Annotated in this window: 15 protein-coding genes and 1 tRNA gene; 6 read left to right on the forward strand and 10 right to left on the reverse strand. The window is 61.7% G+C overall.

Features of this window, described 5'->3' with window-relative positions; all coding sequences use genetic code 11:
- Positions 1–15: 15 nt before the first annotated feature.
- The 5 genes from J4E08_RS01955 to J4E08_RS01975 all read right to left on the reverse strand — a co-directional run bounded on the left by J4E08_RS01955 (position 16) and on the right by J4E08_RS01975 (position 2,767).
- Positions 16–549 carry a helix-turn-helix transcriptional regulator gene (locus J4E08_RS01955; RefSeq protein ID WP_349537067.1) on the reverse strand — a complete coding sequence of 178 codons (534 nt, stop codon included), beginning with the start codon at positions 547–549 and terminating at the stop codon, positions 16–18.
- Positions 546–1,085, reverse strand: a complete 540-nt coding sequence (locus tag J4E08_RS01960; RefSeq protein ID WP_349537068.1) for a cytochrome b/b6 domain-containing protein — start codon at positions 1,083–1,085, stop codon at positions 546–548. The genes J4E08_RS01955 and J4E08_RS01960 overlap by 4 nt, the downstream gene beginning before the upstream one ends.
- 62 nt (positions 1,086–1,147) lie before the next feature.
- Positions 1,148–1,399: a PepSY domain-containing protein gene (locus J4E08_RS01965; RefSeq protein WP_349537069.1), complete on the reverse strand. Its 252-nt coding sequence runs from the start codon at positions 1,397–1,399 to the stop codon at positions 1,148–1,150.
- A gap of 165 nt (positions 1,400–1,564) precedes the next feature.
- Entirely contained in the window at positions 1,565–2,032 is a 468-nt protein-coding gene (locus J4E08_RS01970; protein WP_349537070.1) for a disulfide bond formation protein B, read from the reverse strand.
- Positions 2,033–2,128: 96 nt separating this feature from the next.
- Positions 2,129–2,767 carry an exopolysaccharide biosynthesis protein gene (locus J4E08_RS01975; RefSeq protein WP_349537071.1) on the reverse strand — a complete coding sequence of 213 codons (639 nt, stop codon included), beginning with the start codon at positions 2,765–2,767 and terminating at the stop codon, positions 2,129–2,131.
- Positions 2,768–2,968: 201 nt separating this feature from the next.
- Here J4E08_RS01975 and J4E08_RS01980 point away from each other — a divergent pair.
- The 3 genes from J4E08_RS01980 to J4E08_RS01990 all read left to right on the forward strand — a co-directional run bounded on the left by J4E08_RS01980 (position 2,969) and on the right by J4E08_RS01990 (position 7,737).
- Positions 2,969–3,052 (forward strand) — tRNA-Leu (locus J4E08_RS01980).
- Positions 3,053–3,996: 944 nt separating this feature from the next.
- Entirely contained in the window at positions 3,997–5,610 is a 1,614-nt protein-coding gene (locus J4E08_RS01985; protein ID WP_349537072.1) for a thiamine pyrophosphate-binding protein, read from the forward strand.
- Positions 5,611–6,348: 738 nt separating this feature from the next.
- Positions 6,349–7,737, forward strand: coding sequence for a fused MFS/spermidine synthase (locus J4E08_RS01990; RefSeq protein WP_349537073.1), 1,389 nt, complete (start codon positions 6,349–6,351; stop codon positions 7,735–7,737).
- Positions 7,738–7,987: 250 nt separating this feature from the next.
- Here the strand turns inward: J4E08_RS01990 and cueR are convergent, their stop codons facing one another.
- Positions 7,988–8,407 carry a Cu(I)-responsive transcriptional regulator gene (gene cueR, locus J4E08_RS01995; RefSeq protein ID WP_349537074.1) on the reverse strand — a complete coding sequence of 140 codons (420 nt, stop codon included), beginning with the start codon at positions 8,405–8,407 and terminating at the stop codon, positions 7,988–7,990.
- Positions 8,408–8,417: 10 nt separating this feature from the next.
- Positions 8,418–10,925, reverse strand: a complete 2,508-nt coding sequence (locus J4E08_RS02000) for a heavy metal translocating P-type ATPase (RefSeq protein WP_349537075.1) — start codon at positions 10,923–10,925, stop codon at positions 8,418–8,420.
- Positions 10,926–11,084: 159 nt separating this feature from the next.
- Between J4E08_RS02000 and J4E08_RS02005 the strand changes: the two genes are divergently transcribed.
- Positions 11,085–11,285, forward strand: a complete 201-nt coding sequence (locus J4E08_RS02005; RefSeq protein ID WP_349537076.1) for a heavy-metal-associated domain-containing protein — start codon at positions 11,085–11,087, stop codon at positions 11,283–11,285.
- A 440-nt stretch (positions 11,286–11,725) separates the two neighbouring features.
- Here the strand turns inward: J4E08_RS02005 and J4E08_RS02010 are convergent, their stop codons facing one another.
- A complete protein-coding gene (locus tag J4E08_RS02010) occupies positions 11,726–13,051 on the reverse strand; it encodes an NAD(P)/FAD-dependent oxidoreductase (protein ID WP_349537077.1) in 1,326 nt (441 codons plus the stop codon).
- Between the two features lie 166 nt (positions 13,052–13,217).
- Here J4E08_RS02010 and J4E08_RS02015 point away from each other — a divergent pair, with 166 nt between their 5' ends.
- The gene (locus J4E08_RS02015; protein WP_349537078.1) at positions 13,218–13,700 is read left to right on the forward strand and encodes a winged helix-turn-helix transcriptional regulator; all 483 of its coding nucleotides are present in this window, start codon (positions 13,218–13,220) and stop codon (positions 13,698–13,700) included.
- A gap of 236 nt (positions 13,701–13,936) precedes the next feature.
- Here J4E08_RS02015 and J4E08_RS02020 read toward each other — a convergent pair whose 3' ends face one another.
- On the reverse strand, positions 13,937–14,767 hold the full coding sequence (locus J4E08_RS02020; RefSeq protein WP_349537079.1) for a GNAT family N-acetyltransferase: 831 nt from the start codon (positions 14,765–14,767) through the stop codon (positions 13,937–13,939).
- Between the two features lie 511 nt (positions 14,768–15,278).
- Entirely contained in the window at positions 15,279–15,506 is a 228-nt protein-coding gene (locus tag J4E08_RS02025; protein ID WP_349537080.1) for a hypothetical protein, read from the reverse strand.
- A 472-nt stretch (positions 15,507–15,978) separates the two neighbouring features.
- Here J4E08_RS02025 and J4E08_RS02030 point away from each other — a divergent pair, with 472 nt between their 5' ends.
- Positions 15,979–18,252, forward strand: coding sequence for a methyl-accepting chemotaxis protein (locus J4E08_RS02030; protein WP_349537081.1), 2,274 nt, complete (start codon positions 15,979–15,981; stop codon positions 18,250–18,252).
- The last annotated feature ends 317 nt before the right edge of the window (positions 18,253–18,569 follow it).

Below are 18,569 nucleotides of genomic sequence, written 5' to 3' on the forward strand. Positions count from 1 at the left end.
AGGTTTGCTGCGCTGTCACGTCCCCGTGGGCGAAACCGGCGTGGGGTGGTGTGGCACGGGATCGGCGGGCTGCGTCATCAGGTCCTCGATGAACAGGGCGAGGAATGCCCCGCGACTGTTGACGCCAGCCTTGCGGTAGATGCCGCCGAGATGGGCCTTCACCGTGCCTTCGGCGCTGCCGCGCAGGGTTGCGATCTCCGGGATGGCGAGGCCCTTCAGCGTGAACAGCGCCACGTCCTGCTCGGAAGGGGTCAGCCCCCAATCGGCAAAGCGCTGGGTGACGATCTCGTGGAACGCGCCAGCGGCAAGGCCAAGCTGTTCTTTCAGATGGGCTTCGCGTCGCAGTAGGGCCATGAGTGTGCGGATCTCAAAGCCGACCCCGGCGATCAGCGCGAGGGCGGCCAGCGCCTCCACACCGAAATGCCAATCCATGAAATGCGGCCAGCCTGCCTCCAGCCCGTCTGCCACCACATCGCCGAGGAAAAACACCGCGCAAAGCACTTGCGCGGTAATCAGGATCATCAGGCCATAGGGAGCATGTCGGGTCATGGTTCGATCTGTAGACCGTCCGGAATGTCCTTGGTACCCGTGACCATGGCACGCGGCAGATTGACGCCGGTGCGGCGGCTTTCCCAGATCACGGCCACCACATGCAGCACGATCGAGATTTCGGTCCATGTCACCAGCGCTTCGTGAATGTCTTCGGGCCATGCGACGCCCCAGAACATATCGGTGGTCATCAGGTAGCCGGTCAACGCGATTCCCGCGAGAGAGAGCAGCAGGTTGAAGATCATCAAGGCCCCAAGCGGCGTATGGCCCAGATGCGCGCGTTTGCGCCCGGTGGCCATATCGGACAGTTGCGCCGTGACGCCGGCGGGGGATGGCGCGAATTGGGCAAAGCGGGCGTAGGTCGGGCCAATCAGACCCCACGCCAGCCGCAGCACCAGCGCCGCCGCAACCGCATAGCCGACATAGTGGTGCAATTTGCTGTCGTCATCGATGACGAAGGCATTTGCGAAGAAGAGCGTGACGACGCTCCAGTGAAAGACCCGGATGAAGGGGTCCCAGACGCGGTGGTGTGTCATGCGCAGGCTCCTGACAGATACGAAAGGGCCGGGGGCACGTCGCCCCCGGCAGGCCGAGGGGATCAGTCGTCCTTGGTGTGGGTGACGTTCAGATCGGCATCGAGGAAGACCTCGTAGCGGTGGCCGTCCTTCTTGGCGTAGGCTTCGTATTCGCCATCTTCGATCTTGATCTTGCCGACTTCGTAGCCGTCGGCGGTCAGCTGTTCGGTGATGCGGGTGCGCATGGCGTCATCCAGAACGAGGTCGCCGTCGGATGCAAAGGCAGGGGCGGCAAGCAAGGCGGCGAGCGCGCTGGACAGGATAATGCGGTTCATGAGAAGCTCCATCTGTTAAGGCGACAGGCGGTGGTGCCTGTGGCTGGGGAACAGATGGCAGGGTCAGGGCGCGGCGCATATTGGGCGCAAGGGCCGTTTGCCGCGCCTTGAACTTTGGTTCAGGGGGCTGAACCGAAGATATACGGCGGAAATTCCGCTGTGTGTTCAGGCCTTTGCGCGGATCGCAGCGACAAAGATCAGCGCGATCACAGCAGAGGCCAGAACATTAAGATTTGCCATCGACAGGCCGAACATGTCCCAAGGGATCTCGTCGCAGCGAATGACCGGGGCAGACATGATCTTGTCGAACAGCTCATCGGTGGACAGGCTGCCCACATCTGCGCCGGTGCAGGAGGTCGGACCCTCCCACCACTTGCGTTCCACCCCTGTGTGATAGGCGCCGATGGCAGAGGAGGCTGCCGCCGACACTGCCGCCAGACCCAGCAGAACGCGGTTCGGAATGACCAGAGCCAGCGCGCCGAAGGTAATCGCGCCCCAGTGGCCATATCGCTGCCAGTAGCAAAGCTTGCAGGGCGGCATCCCGCCGATGTGTTGAAACGCGAGCGCACCGACGATCAGCGAGATCGACATGGCGGTGGCAAGGGCGGTGAGAAAGCGTCGGTTCAGGGTCATTGGGATCTCGTTTGGTCCGCGTCTATTGGGTTGGTTGCCTTGGGGGGAAGCGCGATGCAAATCACAAACCCGTCTGTGCAATGATCGCTTGACGGGTCAGACGCCAAGCCATGTCCGGATAAGGCTGACCAGCGTCGCCCCGGCAAACAGGAGCGTGCCGATCCACGCCGTGCCAAGAACAGTGCCGACAATGACAAGCAGACCATCGCGTTGCAGCAGGCCCATGGCGACCACGACGACGGCAAATCCGGGCACGGTGTTCGTCCCCGGCAGCGGCACGAGAATCGAGGCGCTGAACAGCACCAGCGCCAGGCCGACCAGCCTGTCCGCCGGGGCGCGGGTCAGCGAGCCAAGGCGGGGGCGGCTGATCGCCTCGATCCGGCGCAGCCAGGGGCCGGCGCGCCTGGCCAGGTTGGCAAGCCCCTCGGAGGACACACTGCGCGCCCCAAGTTTGCCCGGCAGCCATGGCGTTTGCCGCCCGGCCAGAATTTGCGCGGAGACAAACATCAGCGGCAGGGCCACAACTTGCGGAATGCCATAAAGAAACGGGATGCAGCAGGGCAGGGCGAGGATCAGCAGGAACAGGCCGAATGCCCGCTCATGCAGCTGCGCCAGCACCCACTCCAAGGTCACCGCAGCGCTCTCGCCTTGTCCGGCCAAGGCTTGTGCGTCCAGGACGAGCATGTCGAGACGGTCGGAAATCGCGGTGCCTTCGCTATGAGGTAGGTCCGTCATGCAGTTCGCCTTTTTTAAGCATTTGGTCAGACGGCGGGGGTCAAGGTCCTGGCGCGATGGCGTCGCATGTCCAGCGTTACCTCAACCGTTCTCCGCAGGGTCATTGGCCGGCAACAACCATGCAGTGGAAGGAGCGTCAAGGATATGCTCAAAACCTCTTTACGCCGCGATGCAACGCGGTTACATGGTGCGCATCAAAGGGCCCAAGTGGCGGAATGGTAGACGCAGGGGATTCAAAATCCCCCGCCGCGAGGCGTGCCGGTTCGAGTCCGGCCTTGGGTACCACTTGATCTTGAACGATAAACCCCGGTTTGGCGATGTGCCTGCCGGGGTTTCTCCGTTTTGTATCTTTTTGTTTCGTTCTGTTTCCGCCGTTTTCGGGCGCGCCTCTCGATGCTTTGTCATGTGTCCGAACTCGTTTTTACGGAGGAGGCGCCGCGGGAAACCATGTCGTTGAGCGGGGCGAACGAGTGAGCCCCCAACTGCCAGCTCCTGCACGACGGTTTGGTCCGGTTATCAGGAAGCGCTTAAAGGTTCGGTTCTGGTCCGATGGCCGGTGGTGGCCCATGCTTGCATGTGTGACAGGCTCGCTGGGCGTGCCTAGGCTCGCGCCGCATGAGGGACGCCAGAAGACATTCTCGAACGCTGCCAATGGCGTAAGGCCCATTTGGCCATGGAACCGGCCCCATTGGGCACTCGCGCCACCTCGATCATTCCGATCCGCAAGAACGCGCTGATCTGAGTCGAAAACAGTCCGGCAGCAATGGTCACAAACGAAACTCTCCGCATCGCGCGCCGCTATGGCCGGGGGGGTCGGAAATGCTGCGCCGAATATCACATCGAACGGCGGATCGAGGCAAAGATGTGGTGCGCCAACGCCTTTCGAAATCGTCTTTTCGAGCCAAGAGACACCGGCCGCCAAAATTACGATCCATGTCTTACTGAGAGACCCTATCACCCCCTCGACACCGAAGAGATCGTACACATCGCCCCAAGTTCAATAGGGGAGTGGACATCACGTCCCGGGCGGGCGGTCTGCAACAACGCGCTTTTCAATCGACGCTTCGCTCGTTTCAGTTTGTATGCGTGATCTGCGCGCTAATTTGGTTGATCGTGCGTAATGTTCCGAAAATCACTCTTCAAATACCATACCTCTGCGCACTTCTCGCGCCATTGGTGCGATAGATTTGCGGCAGATCCTTCCCACACGAAATTGATGAGCACTCAGCATGTACGTCTACCAATCCATTGCCCAATCCCTCGCCGATCACGGCCTCGACACAATGTTCGGGCTGATGGGGGATGCCAACCTCTTCATCGTTGACCATTTCGTGCGCGACGGTGGCGCGACCTTCGTTCCGGTGGCCTATGAGGGCAGCGCGGTCCTGATGGCGCTGGCCCATGGCCGCGTCGCTGGCAAAGTCGGCCTTGCCACGGTCACCCATGGCCCGGCTTTGACAAACTGCGTCACCGCCCTGACCGAGGCAACGCGCGCGCATGTTCCCATGGTTCTGCTGGCGGGAGACACCGCTGTTTCCAACCCGCACAACCTGCAAAACATTGACCAGCGCGAAACGGTCAAGGTCACGGGCGCCGGGTTCGAACAAATGCGTTCGCCCGAAACCGCCTCTTATGATGTGGCCCACGCCATCTACCGGGCACAGGTGGAAAAGCGCCCCATCGTTCTGAACATGCCGGTTGATTTCATGTGGCAGGAGATCGAGCACACCAAACACGTCTTTCAGGCGTTCAATGCGCCGTCCTACGTTCCCGCCGGCGATGACATGGACGAAGCCATCGGCATGATCGCCAGCGCAAAGCGTCCGATCATTCTGGCGGGCATCGGTGCAAAGGACGCGGTCCCACAGATCAAGGCTCTGGCCGACCGTCTGGAGGCCCCGCTGGCCACCACGCTCAAGGCCAAGGGCATGTTCAACGGCCATCCCCACAACATCGACATCTTTGGCACGTTGTCGACGCCCGCCGCCTATGACGCGATCGGCAAGGCCGATTGCATCGTTGCGTTCGGGACATCCCTGCACCAATTCACCACCGACAAGGGCGCGTTGATGAAGGGCAAGCGTGTTGTGCAGATCAACAACACCGTGACAGAGGTCGCCAAGAATTATCACCCCGATGCATCGCTCATCGCCGATGCTGGTCTGACCGCCGACAATATCGTCTGGTGGCTGGACGAAGCGGAGATCCCCGGCAGCGGCTTTTCCACCGAACTCGACATTGACGCGCTGACCGCCCATCCCGAAGGCGACCCGGACAAGACCACGCCGGGGTTCGTGAATTTCGAATACGCGTTGGACAGACTGGAAGCCGCGTTGCCAAAGGACCGCTTTCTCACCACCGATGGCGGGCGCTTCATGACCGAGGTCTGGTGCCGGATTTCCTGCCCCAACGCAGAAAGCTTTATCGCCACCACGAACTTTGGCTCCATTGGCCTGGGTATGCAGGTCGCAATCGGTGCGGGCTACGCGGTGCCGAACCGGCCGGTCGTGCTTTTTACCGGCGACGGTGGTTTCATGATGGGGGGCATCAATGAATTCAACACCGCTGTCCGGATGAAGCAGGATCTGATTGTCATCGTGGCCAATGACTCCGCCTACGGTGCCGAGCATATCCAGTTTCTCGACCGCAAGATGGACCCGGGCCTGTCCATGTTTGATTGGCCCTCCTTCGCTCAGGTGGGGACCGCACTTGGCGGTCACGGCATTGTGGTGGAATCCAACGAAGATCTGGAGGATGCGATCAAGGCGATCGAAACCCGGGACAAGCCACTGCTGATCGAGCTTCGACTGGACCCGAATGACGTGCCACGCATGCGGATGTAACAAGCGACCTGTATTGGGATCAGCGGCTGGCCGGTTGCATACTTCGGCGACTTGCGCTTCGAAAGCGACTGGTTTTGCCGCTGAATCCCGGAAGGGCAGGCACCGTTTGGCGCGCATGCGCGTCGTCCCGTTCCCAACACCGCCTCGTGTACTGCCGCTACATCGCGGCATGTGCCGGTTCCTTTCATCAATCTGCCGAAAGGGCGGCTTTCGGCAGATTGCGTCGTCAATTTATGGCCTTTTGCAGTCAGATCGCCCGAGCAAGGGACATCGGACACGGTCATCTCAAGATCAATTTTTAGGCGGCGCTTTTGCTCGGTCATGTTTTTCATCTATGCGATGAAAGGCGCGAGAGGGCAGCAGGCCGGTCGGGTGTCGCGAGGGCATTATTGTTCAAGGTCTTGAGTCCAGCGGTCAAATCGCTGGCCACGTGAACAGTCAGAAGGGCGTTGGGCCGGGGCATCCGTAGCGGTCATTTTGCGGTGCTGTCACAGGGCCTACAGACCTTGCTATGACATCGCGAGGGTTTTGGGATCGAACGACAGGCCACCTGATGCGACGTCATGCTGAAAGACAATTGCGAAAGGGCAGGATTTTTCCGGTCAGCCCGCTACGTCACAAAGTCACTCAGGCTGGGTCCGGCGACCCCCATATGCAAACCGCCCCCCATATGCAAACCGCAAGGAGAGTCCCATCCGCTTTTCCGTCACCATCTTCCTGATCCTCGTGCTGTCCGCCGTGGGGCTGACATATGAGATCGCCGCAGGCCGCGTGCTGACGCCGTTTTTCGGTACGTCTTTGCTGACCTGGACGACCGTCATCGCGACGGTTCTCGGAGGGTTCTCCTTGGGGAGCGCCGTCGGCGGCGTTATCGCGGAGCAGCCCCGGAAGGAAGCTTTGAGCAATGTCCGCAGCGCGTTGATTGCAACGGCGGTGCTGATGGCCGTATCGCCCACATTGCTCGGCCTGTTTTATGCTTGGGGCGCGCGCGGCACGGATGGCATGATGATCAGCGTGTTTCTTGTCTTCTTCCCCGCGTCGGTCTGCGTGACGCTGCCGTCGCCGCTGCTTGCCAAACTGGCGATGGAGGCGCGTCCGGGGCGGGAGGGATCTTCGCTGGGCTTCGTGATGGCCGCCGGGTCGGTCGGGGCGATCTTTGGCGCTATCCTTGCCGGTTTCGTCACCTTGCCGCTGATTGGATCGACAGCGACTTTTGCCGCTTGCGGGGCGGTTGCGCTGATTTGCTTGGCCTTAGTGCGCGGCGGCAAACGGGGCAGCCCGGGTGTGATGGTCGCGGCGGCGGGCTTCGTCGCCGTTGCCGGTCTTGCGGGAACACCGGCCTGCCAATACGAATCCGGTCTGTCCTGCCTGCGTGTCGCGCAGCGTGGCTCCGAGGTGCGCCTTATTTCGGACGGCACGATACAGGCCGCCGAGAGGATTACGCGTAATGACGCCGAGGTGGAGTTGGCGCTGAGCTACACGGATTGGATTTGGGGGCGGATGGATCGCGATCTGGGGCCGGACCCTTCGGTGCTGTTCATCGGGGGCGGAGGATATTCGTTGCCGACCAAGCTGCTTGCCTCGCGGCCAGACGCGCAGGCAATTGCCGTCGAGATTGATCCGCTGGTGACGGATGTGGTGCGCCAAAACTTGCCGCTTGCATCGAAGATGATCGCTCAGACCGGGTATGATGCGGCGGAGCCGCGCGCCGGTGGACGGCTGGGGATCGTCCACGCCGATGGGCGCGTGTATCTGAACGAGACGCAACAGCGCTTCGACGCCGCGGTGATGGATGCGTTTTCTTCCAGCTCCGTCCCGGCCCATCTTGCCACGCGCGAGACCTTCGCCCGCCTGCAGGAAATCGTTGATGGCCCGGTCTACGTGAACCTGCTGGATGCACCAGACGGCCCCCTTGTGCGCGGGGTTCACGCCATCCTTCGGGAATTGTATCCTCATGTGGACGCCGTTGCAGGGGATTTGAACGCCTTGGGCCGGACCAACGTCCTCCTTGCGGCATCGCACCGACCGTTTGAGCCTCTCGAAACAACGTCGGAAACCTACGGCCCTGTCAGGATCTCTGACGCGCGCGCCTTCAGCGACGATCAAGGCTGGGTCGGACAAAGGTAGACCGGTCGGATTCTTGAGGTCTTTCGGGCATTTGCATCGAAAAAATTTCGCACCTTAGCGCTGAAGAAGAACCCTGAAAATACCGCGCATGATCAGGTATGGCGCGAACGAGGTTTCCGGCGAGCGTATATCAAAGCTGCGTTCTGCTTTTGGGAGCGGATTCAAAGCCGACGAGGTTTCCAAACGTGCCAAGGTCGTGCGGACGCGATGTGTCGTACCACGCACAAATGAGTATCTTCCGCCAAATCCCTCACGACTGCTTTTCAGCGGACCGCGCCTCGGGACCGGTCTGTGCCAGATCTTCAAGGATAGGGCAGTCGGGGCGGTTGTCGCCCGCACAGGCGTGGACCAACGTGTTCAGCGTGGACCGCATCGATTGAAGCTGGGCGATCTTGTCCTCGATCTGCCGCAGATGCTCCATGGCGATGTGTTTGACCTGAGCGCTTTCGCGGCCCTCATCCTCATAGAGCGCCACAAGCGTGCGGCAGTCCTCGATGGTGAACCCCAGAGCACGGGCCCGGCCGAGAAAGGCCAGCTTGTGCAGGTCCTGTTCGCGAAAGCTGCGATACCCGTTCTCACTGCGTTGCGGGCGGATCAATCCGATATCTTCGTAGTAGCGTATGGTCTTGGCAGGCAGGCCCGAACGGCGGGCGACGTCACCGATGTTCATTTTCATCTCCTTATTCCGCCGGGGCGGTTGTGACGCGGGACGGGGTGGCCACGGTGGCCCTGCCTTCATCCATCGCGGGGGCCACGCGGCGCAGGCGCAGTGCATTGGTCAGCACAAAGACAGAGGACAGCGCCATCGCCCCCGCCGCCAGCATCGGCGACAGCAGCACGCCGAAGGCCGGATACAGGGCTCCCGCCGCCACCGGGATCAGCGCCGTGTTGTAACCAAACGCCCAGAACAGGTTCTGTCGAATGTTGCGCATGGTGCGGCGCGAGATTTCGAACGCATTGACCACGCCGCGCAGGTCGCCCGACATCAGCACCACGTCAGCGGATTCAATGGCCACATCGGTGCCGGTGCCAATGGCGATGCCCACATCCGCATGGGCCAGCGCCGGTGCGTCGTTGATGCCGTCACCCACAAAGGCGATGCGACGCCCTTGCCGCAGCTCGTCCAGCGCGGCGACCTTGCCGTCGGGCAGCACGCCTGCGATGACCTGGTCGATGCCGGTTTCCCGGGCGATGGCGTCGGCTGTTTCGCGTTTGTCACCTGTGATCATGACAACGGTCAGGCCTTTTTCATGCAGGGCAGCCACTGCCGCGCGGCTGGCGGGTTTGACAGGATCGGCGACGCCGATCACGGCGGCAAGGTGCCCGTCGATGGCAGCGTAGAGCGCGGTGCGTCCGCGTGTCGCCAGATCGGTCTCGCGCGCCGCCAGCGCTGTTGTGTCAATGCCTTCGCGCGCCATGAAGCGATCAGCTCCAACCAGAACCTGCGCGCCGTCCACCGTGGCGCGCACGCCGTAGCCAGTGAGCGAGGTGAAATCGTTGGCCTCGGCGCGCGGTGCCCCCTCGGCGCGGGCCGCGCGGGTGATGGCCTCGGCGATGGGATGCTCGGAGCGGTCCTCGACTGCGGCGATTTTCGACAACACGTCGGCGCGCTCAAATCCATCCGCCAGCACCAGGTCGGTCAGCTCCGGGCGGCCCTCGGTCACGGTGCCGGTCTTGTCCAGCGCCACGACCTCGACGCTATCGAGCTGCTGCAGCGCATCGCCCTTGCGGAACAACACGCCCATTTCCGCGGCGCGGCCGGTTCCGACCATGATCGAGGTCGGCGTTGCCAGCCCCATGGCGCAAGGACAGGCGATGATCAGCACGGAGACACCCGCAACCAACGCCAGCGTCACTGCGGGAGACGGTCCGAAAACCAGCCAGATCAGCACGGTTAGCGTGGCGGCGGACATGACGGCGGGAACGAACCACAGGGTGATCTTGTCGACCAGACCCTGAATCGGCAGCTTGGCGCCCTGAGCCTCTTCGACCATGTGGATGATCTGGGAGAGCGTCGTCTCTCCGCCGACCCGCGTGGCCCGGAAGTGCAGGCTGCCAGCGCCGTTCACGGTGCCCCCGGTGACGGTGTCGCCGGGCGCTTTCTCTGCCGGAACAGGTTCCCCTGTCAGCATGCTTTCGTCGACATGGCTGGTGCCTTCGACGACCTCTCCGTCAGCGGCGATGCGCTCCCCGGGACGGACGACGATGATGTCACCTTGTGCCAGATCGTCGACCGAGACCTTGACGCTGTCGCCATCGCGCAGCACGCGGGCGGTGCGCCCTTGGAGGCCCAGCAGGCTCTGGATCGCGGCGCCCGTGCGTCCCTTGGCCCGCGCCTCCAGAAAGCGGCCCAGCAATATCAGCACAACGATCACCGCCGCGGCCTCGAAATAGACGGCGCGGACGGCATCGGGCAAAAGCGCGGGCAAGAAGGTCGCGACGACCGAATACAGGTAGGCGGCACCGGTTCCGACAGCGACGAGGCTGTTCATGTCGGGCGCTCCCTTGAGCAGTGCGGGAAGGCCCTTGGCATAAAACACGCGCCCCGGTCCAATCAGCACAAGGGTGGTCAGGATGAATTGCAAGATCCAGCTGGTCTGCTGGCCGATGGTCGCGGTGATCCAGTGATGGAAGGCCGGGACGACATGCCCGCCCATCTCTACGAGGAACACCGGGAGGGTCAGCGCAGCGGCATAGCCCATGCGCCGGGACAGACTGCGCGCCTCTTCGGCCTTGCGGGCGGTGCGGTCCTCTCCCCCGGCGGCCTGCACCAAAGTCGCAGGATAGCCGATTTTTGTGCAGGCGGCGATCAGGTCGGCGGGCGTCACCGCGCCATCGACGTAGCGCACCGTGGCGGTTTCCGACGCAAGGTTGACGTTGACCTCCAGCACCCCGGGTATCGCCGCGAGCGCCTTGTCGACGCGGCCGACGCAGGACGCGCAGGACATGCTTGCGATGCTGAGCGTGACGTCCGTCGCGCGTGCCGGGTATCCCAGCTTGTCCAGCGCCGCGATGGCATCAGTGATACGGTCAGGGCTGTCCACAACCAGCCGGGCAGTTTCAGAGGCAAGGTTGACCGATACGTCATGAACACCCTCCATTGCGGTCAGGCCACGATCGACGCGGCCGACGCAGGACGCGCAAGACATGCCTTCGATGGACAGGGTGACAGGGGTTCGCTTCGGCATGACAGCCTCCGTTAATCTTTGCGGCTGACCTTCATATGGGGCTTCCAGTCACTGGAGGGTCAAGTGCCGAGTGAAATTTCTTTGACGCACCGCTGGTCTTGACCTTCCCCCTGGTGGAAGCCCCATCTCCGCGGTGTTCTCAAACCAATGAGGTTCGACATGGAATTCAAGGTCCCCGACATGAGCTGCGGTCACTGCACCGCCGCCATCGAAAAATCCGTCAAAGCTGCCGACCCCGCGGCCTCGGTCGCCTGCGATCTGACCGACAGGCGGGTCAAGATCGACAGCGCCCTGTCGTCAGAGCAGCTGATGGTGGCGATCAAGGATGCAGGCTACGACGCCACCCCGGTCGCCGCCTGACGTTCAGTCGCAGGGTCCGGTGGATTTGTCGTATGGTGAAACAATCCGGTTCTGACGTGCAATTTTTGCAGCTGTTGTTTCAGGAACTGCGACCGCTGGGGCTCTTTCGCCTGAGGGCGAAATTGTAATCGACAAGGGGCTGTCCCTCGTCAGGGGCGTTGATAGCCAAGACGCTTTGGTCCAAGGCAAGGCTTGGTTCAGCCGTTTCATTCCTTCATGCGGCGCGCGGTCGAGGGTGCAAAGGTCGCGTTTGGAGGGGCTTTTGTTTGAGTCTTTCCTGTCGACTTAGACCGGCTTTGCCGCGTCCGGATCCAACCTGCAGCCTCTTGTTTGGACTTAGGGATCGGCAGGGGTAGGGCCGCATCGAATGCATCCACGCCGACCCCGTCGCCTGGGAGCATGGCCAGTTCACAGGTTTTCATGTGTCTGCTCCGTCAGGGTCAGAAGTCGGACACTTGGCCCCACTGGCTGCGCCCGAAGCGCGCCAAGCGGTACTGTGTCGTCTGGGTAAGGGGGGCGCGTCCAAGGATCAGGTCTGCCACGAGGTGCCCCACGCCTGGCCCGATGCCAAAGCCATGCCCGGACAGACCCGCCGCAAGAACAAGACCCGGGATGCCGACATCGGTGTCGATCACGGGCACACCGTCAGGCGTGCTGTCGATGTAGCCGCCCCAGGCGGCCTGCACGGACAGCTTGCGGAGTTCCGGCAGGAGCTCTTGCGCGCGCGCAAAGGTCTGGGCGATGACTTTGGCGTCGGGTTTCGGATCGAGGATACGCATCCGCTCCATCGGGGTCGGCTGGTCCAGTGCCCAGCGGCGGCGTGTTTCGAAACCCGCCGCCCAGGCCTGTGTGCCGCCGGGGCGCAGCACCCGCCAGCGCCGGGCGAACATCGGCAGGAAATGCCGCATCCCCAGGAGCGCACCGGGGGTCGGATCAAGGTTGGCGCGGCCCGAGGTGGCCAGCGTGTATCCGCCATCGGCGCGGCGGGTGACGGTGACAGGCGCGGTGTGCAGCGCGTCCGGCAGACCTTGCGCGCCGGGGGCCACGGACAGGATAGAACTGCGGGCGGAGGCCTGCGGAAAGAAGATGCCCTGCTGGTGCAGGAAGCTGCCCGCCCATGCCCCGCCCGCCAAGACGACCGACGTCGTGCGTATGGTGCCGCGTTCGGTCACGACGGCAGACACACGGCCCGCGCTGCGTTCAATGCCGCGTGCGGCGCAGGTCTGTATGACGTGACCGCCCAGCCTTTCGATATCTTTCGCGATCAAGGAGGCCGCCCGCGATGGATCGGCGATGCCGTCGGTGGGGGACCAGACGCCACCTTTCCAGCGCTGGCCCGTCGAGGCACCGCGCGCCGCGGCCTCCTGCGCCGTCAGCATGTGCGTCTCGACCCCTTCGCCTCGGGCAAAGCGGCCCCATTTTGCCCAGCGCTCGATCTCGGCCTCGTCATTCGACAGATAGATCAACCCGCACCGGCGAAATCCCAGACTGTCTCCGATCTCTGCGCCCATGTGTTCCCACAAGGCGAGGCTGCGCGTCGCCAGGGGCAGTTCCCGCGCGTCGCGGTTCTGCTGGCGGCACCACCCCCAGTTGCGGCTGGATTGTTCACCGCCGATCACACCTTTTTCCACCAGCACGACCTTCTGGCCTTCCCGCGCCAACCACCAGGCGGCACAGACGCCGACGATGCCGCCACCGATCACGACGCAATCGGCATCTTTGGGAAGGATGGTGGATGTGGCCACCGCGAGGCGTGGTGCGGACATGAGCGATCCTTTCGTTTGGCCAAAGCCTATCTGCAGGAATAGAGCAGGGTGTTCCGCAATGGATGGCGCAAATGGCACCTTCAGTTGAAACCGGAAGAGTAACGAGCATGAGCAGGAAATCCTGCGGAGGCTCTTCTGACCATACCGAGGAGGAAAAGCAAATGCGATGACGCCGGCCTGCACGCTCGACCGGACGGACGTGAAGCGCCTTTCCGTGCTGCAACGCGATGGCCGGATCCCGAACGTCGAGTTGGCCGAAAAGGTTAATCAGTCGCCATCCCCCCGTCTGTTGCGTGTGAAAAAGCTGCTGAATGCGGGCTATTCGCCTTGGATCGACTTGGGGTGCCTTGGCTCGCCCATGACGGTGTTTACCGACTTCACGCTCAAGAACCTCAGGCAGATCGATTTCCCGCGCTTTCAAGAGGCGCTGGAAAAAACCGATGCCAGGGTGAAATGCCATCTGGAGTCCGGTGGAAACGACTTCCTTGTGCCGTTGGTCACTGGCTGGATCGATGATTGCCCGCCCATCGTGGAGGCGCTGGGCGACCAGAACCGGGGCATCGACGAGTATTTCAGTTTCGTCGTGCTCGAGACCCTCTTTGCGCGCCAGCACTTTGATCTGATGCGACTTTACGGCGACCCCGATTGAACCATCGTCAACAGCCGCGTGCGGGGGCAGGGACAGACAGCAGGCCAGCAGGTCGGTCCGGGCAAAGCCGTCGATCAGCTCTTGTCCGTCGGCATCTGTGCGGGTGTGCGATCACCAAGCGTCCCCCGCGCGGCTCCTGATCCCGGAAGGAAGACACCGGAGGGACGAGATGGCGTCGGTCCAGTTCGGCAAGGGACTTGGCGCGGGGCGCTTGGTCGTATTGTCACGACCTTCGGTCAGCCATGGGCTTGGGAGATCATGGCGTGCGTCTTGTAATCGCCGTCGGGTCGGGCCTTGGGGTTGCGGACCATGCTCGTGCCGCCGCCGACCACCGTCAGCCCCAGCTCCTCGACAAAAGGAACGAGGCCCCTTTCTTCGATCAGGTCGATCCGCAGGAACTGGCCCTGCATATGGTTCACCCCGGCTGCGATGAGCGACCGTGCGGCGGTGGCATCCCGCGCGACCACCGGGCCAAGAACATGTCCCCATCCGAACCGGCGCAGGATGGCAAAGCCGCCGGTGGTGGTCAGCGTCTCGCCGCTGTCTGCAATCTGCGACAGGAGCGGCCCGCGCGCCATTCCGCTGGCCTCTGTATCCATTTCTGCCAGCTTGTGGAGGTTTTCTGGCGCAAAGGTCACCGGCAGTTCCGGGGTCGCGGCACAGGCTGTCCCTTGCAACTGCACCACATGCCCGCAGTCCTCAAACCCCAGCTTGCGGTAAAGCGGAAGACCGTCCTGGGTGGCGACCAAGCGCATTTCGCGGTCCCCGGCAAGGGTGATCACGTGCTCCATCAACCTGCGTCCCAGCCCCCGACCGCGCATCACTGCGTCGACGATGATCATGTTCACGGCGGCCACGGGACCGAACAGAGAACACAGCGCAGTGCCCACGACCCGGTCGTCAGCCACGGCGGCAACCCCTTGGGATATTGACAGATTTAGCTTCCAGTCTTCGATCCGGTGTGGCCATTGCACGGCTTTCGACAGGCCCTGCGCCTCGGGGATATGCGCCTCGGCGAAGGGCTCAAGCGCGATCGCGGGAGGGAGCGAGGTGTCTACTTGGGTCATGGCGGAATTCCTTCATATCTGTCCGCAATCTTGTGATCCTACGATAGCATCTGTCGCTTGATCGCAAGGGCGCGCGGCAGGTTTGGCCAAAACGGGTGGCGCTGGGCATCCGAACGGCGTTGACCACCCGGCCGCCGTAGCCGGCCACCACGCTGATGGGCCAGCCCAGAACGGCGGCCATAACCAAGCAGCATCGAAATGCGCCCAGCTGTCAGCAGTCGTGCTGCGATGTCGCGTCCCAACGGATCGGTGCCAAGGTAATGTTGCCCTGTCAGCCGGCGGCGCAAACCGCGCCCGTAGGACTATCTGCTGGGAAACGTACGGCAGCAAATAGGGGCCGAGGACACAGGCGAGCGCGAATTGCGACAGGGGACCTCCCGGCATCAGGTTGAGCACGGTGAAACCGATGATCGAACCTGATCGTCGGCACCTCGGCGGTGAGGTTCGCAACGATATTGCCTTCCCGGGCGTGATGCGGCACAGCGCGTCGAACAGGGAGACTGCAACGTCATCAGCGGTATAGATGCGTGGCATCCAGCGGGTTGAACACCTTCGGTCCCTGCGACAGTCCGCCCCCTATCCGGCCAGTAGGCTCGGACGGCACAGTCTGGGCGAAAGCTGGTTTCCCCAGCAGGTTGGGCGTCATCATGCCCGCTTTGAACAGCCACACATGCCAAAGACCCACCACCGCATGGCCGGATCGGTTGGGCAAAGACAGGGTGAACGCAACTTTTCCCAAAGACAGTGGCCCTCAACAAAAAAGTCGTTCAGGTGCTTGCGAAACACAGGCTATCCCCTGACCGGTTGAACATGCTTACAGGTCTGATCCCGAAATGAATGGTTGGGCCGAACCTTCCGGAAAGAGAGGCAGGTCGCGGACATTCGGACGTCAGCCGGATCAGGCGACCACGCGGGGAACGCGTCAGCCGGCGAACGGGAGCCAGTCGTGCCTGAGCGCTGCCGGGCATTCAAGGTGAGGGAGAAGGCGCATGGAACGCCCGCAAGCCTACCATTACACATGGAGGGCAGGGTTGCAGGGCAAGAGATGGCACAGATAACGGCTTTCCGCGTCTGTTAAATAAGCCGCTAATCACCCCGAATTTACATAAAATGCTGTGGTTTATGTTTGGCCAGAGCCGGAATCCTAACAGTTTTGCAAGCTCCCGCTGATACCGAACAGGAGAATGTCGGAGCAGGGAGAGCGCTCAATCATGACTAATTTCTTCAAGACTGTCACCGGCAAAATGGTCGTCGCGACCGGTATCTCGATAACACTCATCTTGGCCGGCTACATCAGCTACAGCGGATGGAGTGCATCACACCAGGCTGATCGCCAAGTCATGACACTCGCGACTGAAAAAGCCGGGGAAATTGCGCAAACCGTTGCTGTACAAATTACCGAAGCAACCTCTGCCGGCGCCGCGATCAGCGGGACGCTGGCCGGCTACATGTCTACCGGGAATGCCACGACCGCGAACATGATCGAGATGTTGCGCGGTGTTCCGATGCAGTACGAAATCGTTTTTTCTGCGTGGATGGCCGGATTGCCCAACGGAGCAACCGATGCCTATCTCACCGGCTCCGAGGGACGGAATGCTGACGGTCTCTTCACACCTTACTGGACAAAGTCCGAACAAGGCGGCCTGGAATTCTCGACTTTCAGCGTCGACCCCACCTCGCAATGGTTTTCTGTGCCGGTGGATACGGAAGAAGGATTGATTACAGAGCCATACCTGTCAGATGAAGGGCGTCTTCTCACGTCTGCCTCGGTCCCCGTTATCGTCGATGGACAAACGGTTGGCGTCGCAGGTGTGGATATCGTTTTGACAGACCTGACCACGATGCTCGCCACGCTTGAAACATTTGACGGCGGACGCGTCATGCTCGTGGACAGCGAGGGGAAGTGGCTGGCAAATCCAGACGAGGCCAACCTGACGCAACCTTATGCCGACGTTGGATCGGACGTGGTCAACGCTGCACTGACGAATGGCACGCCCCAGGTGATCAAGGGGCTGCCGGACGGCGCAACACGGTTGGTGTACCCCTTCACGGCCCCGGGGATGAATACGACCTGGGCAACGATTTTGGATGTTCCAGAAGCCGTATTTTCCACGCCTGTTCATAATGCTGTCTTTGAAGCTATCTCGGGCGGGCTTTTGATTCTGATCATGTCGCTTTGTACGATCTACTTCACGGCGCGCGCGCTGGTCGGGCGGCCTCTCGGAGTTATGCTGGTTTCGATCAACAAGCTTGCCGCAGGACGGTATGCAGAGGAGGTGCGCGGAACGGACGGCCGTGACGATGTCGGGACCATGGCCGCTTCGGTAGAGGCCTTGCGCGTACGCCTGCTCGAGAAAGAAGGGCTGGAGCAGGAACAGGAGCGCCAGCAAGAAGAGCAGGCGCGGGTGGTCGAGACGCTGGCCAAAGGCTTGCAGGGACTTGCAAAGGGCGACCTGTCGCAGACAATCGAGACCGAGTTTTCAGGATCGTATGACGCACTGCGCGAAGATTTCAACCTGACCGTCACCACACTCAATGACATTATGGCAAATCTATCCGAAAGCATCGTGGCAATACGCTCGCGGTCTGACGAAATCAGCATTGGGTCAGATGAACTGGCACGACGGACAGAAAGCCAGGCAGCCACTCTGGAACAAACGGTGGCTGCTTTGGATCAAATGACAACGTCGGTGAAAGCCGCTGCGAAGACCGCTGCGAATGCCGAACACGACATGTCCGAAGCGCGCAAGACGGCCGAAAACTCGGGCGAGATCGTCCGAGATGCCGTCACTGCCATGTCTGAAATCGAGAAGTCCTCTGAAGCGATCACGCAAATCATCAACGTCATCGAAGACATCGCGTTTCAGACAAATCTCTTGGCGCTGAATGCTGGTGTCGAGGCCGCGCGCGCCGGCGAGGTCGGGCGCGGTTTCGCTGTTGTCGCGTCTGACGTTCTGAGCCTCGCACAGAGATCTTCAGAATCCGCAAATGATATCAGGCGCTTGATCGATTCCAGTTCAGCGCAGGTGGCCAATGGCGTTGAGTTGGTCAACCGGGCGGGGGCGTCCCTCACAGATATCGTCAAGCGCGTCGCCCAGGTTGCGGACGAGATGTCAGACATCGCGTCAGGTGCAGAGGAACAGTCCGTTGGCTTGGGGGAAATCAACGTCGCGGCCACACATCTTGACCAGGTTACGCAACACAATGCGGCTATGGTTGAGGAAACATCTGCCGCAGCCGCAACCCTTCAGCACGAGGCGACCTCTCTCGAAAGCCAAGTTGGCCGTTTCAACTTGCGCGCTGTCGATAGTCCCCGTCAGGCAGTGGTGCCGGGGGCTTCCAAGGTATCAAAGCCCTCGGAGGGTCCGGCAGAGACTGGCCCTTCAGAAACCATGAAGGCCTTTTCTCAAACTCCGCAAAGACACGACGATAGCAGCGCAGTTGCGGAGAAAAAGGTAGCAAATGGCTCTTGGTCCGAATTCTGAACCAAGTCCGAAGCTGGCGCTCAGAAGCGGTGCTGACGTCAGACGGATCAGCATTCGGATCAGGGGGCCGGGATTGATCGAGGGGCGCTCAGTGTCGCTTTAGATAACGCGCATCTCTTCGTGAAAGCCATTCAGGGAGGCTATCAAGGCCCCGGAGAGGATGACCGGCAGGACTGAGCATCGCGAGGTCGCGCTCTTGGAACAACCGATCATGAACCTTCTGCCTTCGAGGCATCGCCAACCTTGCAAGACCCCCATAATCCGACGGAACGAGAAGCCCGTGCTCAACCAAGCAAAGAGATTTTCAACAACATCAC

The sequence above is a fragment of the Sagittula sp. NFXS13 genome (assembly GCF_040148795.1).
In the GTDB taxonomy this organism is placed as follows: Bacteria; Pseudomonadota; Alphaproteobacteria; order Rhodobacterales; family Rhodobacteraceae; genus Sagittula; species Sagittula marina.

What these genes read in the sequence shown, in the direction of transcription:
- J4E08_RS01960 (WP_349537068.1), bottom strand. Translation starts at nt 1,085, where the DNA reads ATGACACACCACCGCGTCTGGGACCCCTTCATCCGGGTCTTTCACTGG.
- J4E08_RS01985 (WP_349537072.1), top strand. Translation starts at nt 3,997, where the DNA reads ATGTACGTCTACCAATCCATTGCCCAATCCCTCGCCGATCACGGCCTC.
- J4E08_RS02020 (WP_349537079.1), bottom strand. Translation starts at nt 14,767, where the DNA reads ATGACCCAAGTAGACACCTCGCTCCCTCCCGCGATCGCGCTTGAGCCC.
- J4E08_RS02015 (WP_349537078.1), top strand. Translation starts at nt 13,218, where the DNA reads ATGACGCCGGCCTGCACGCTCGACCGGACGGACGTGAAGCGCCTTTCC.
- J4E08_RS02000 (WP_349537075.1), bottom strand. Translation starts at nt 10,925, where the DNA reads ATGCCGAAGCGAACCCCTGTCACCCTGTCCATCGAAGGCATGTCTTGC.
- J4E08_RS01965 (WP_349537069.1), bottom strand. Translation starts at nt 1,399, where the DNA reads ATGAACCGCATTATCCTGTCCAGCGCGCTCGCCGCCTTGCTTGCCGCC.
- J4E08_RS01970 (WP_349537070.1), bottom strand. Translation starts at nt 2,032, where the DNA reads ATGACCCTGAACCGACGCTTTCTCACCGCCCTTGCCACCGCCATGTCG.
- J4E08_RS02005 (WP_349537076.1), top strand. Translation starts at nt 11,085, where the DNA reads ATGGAATTCAAGGTCCCCGACATGAGCTGCGGTCACTGCACCGCCGCC.
- J4E08_RS01975 (WP_349537071.1), bottom strand. Translation starts at nt 2,767, where the DNA reads ATGACGGACCTACCTCATAGCGAAGGCACCGCGATTTCCGACCGTCTC.
- J4E08_RS01955 (WP_349537067.1), bottom strand. Translation starts at nt 549, where the DNA reads ATGACCCGACATGCTCCCTATGGCCTGATGATCCTGATTACCGCGCAA.
- cueR (WP_349537074.1), bottom strand. Translation starts at nt 8,407, where the DNA reads ATGAACATCGGTGACGTCGCCCGCCGTTCGGGCCTGCCTGCCAAGACC.
- J4E08_RS02010 (WP_349537077.1), bottom strand. Translation starts at nt 13,051, where the DNA reads ATGTCCGCACCACGCCTCGCGGTGGCCACATCCACCATCCTTCCCAAA.
- J4E08_RS02030 (WP_349537081.1), top strand. Translation starts at nt 15,979, where the DNA reads ATGACTAATTTCTTCAAGACTGTCACCGGCAAAATGGTCGTCGCGACC.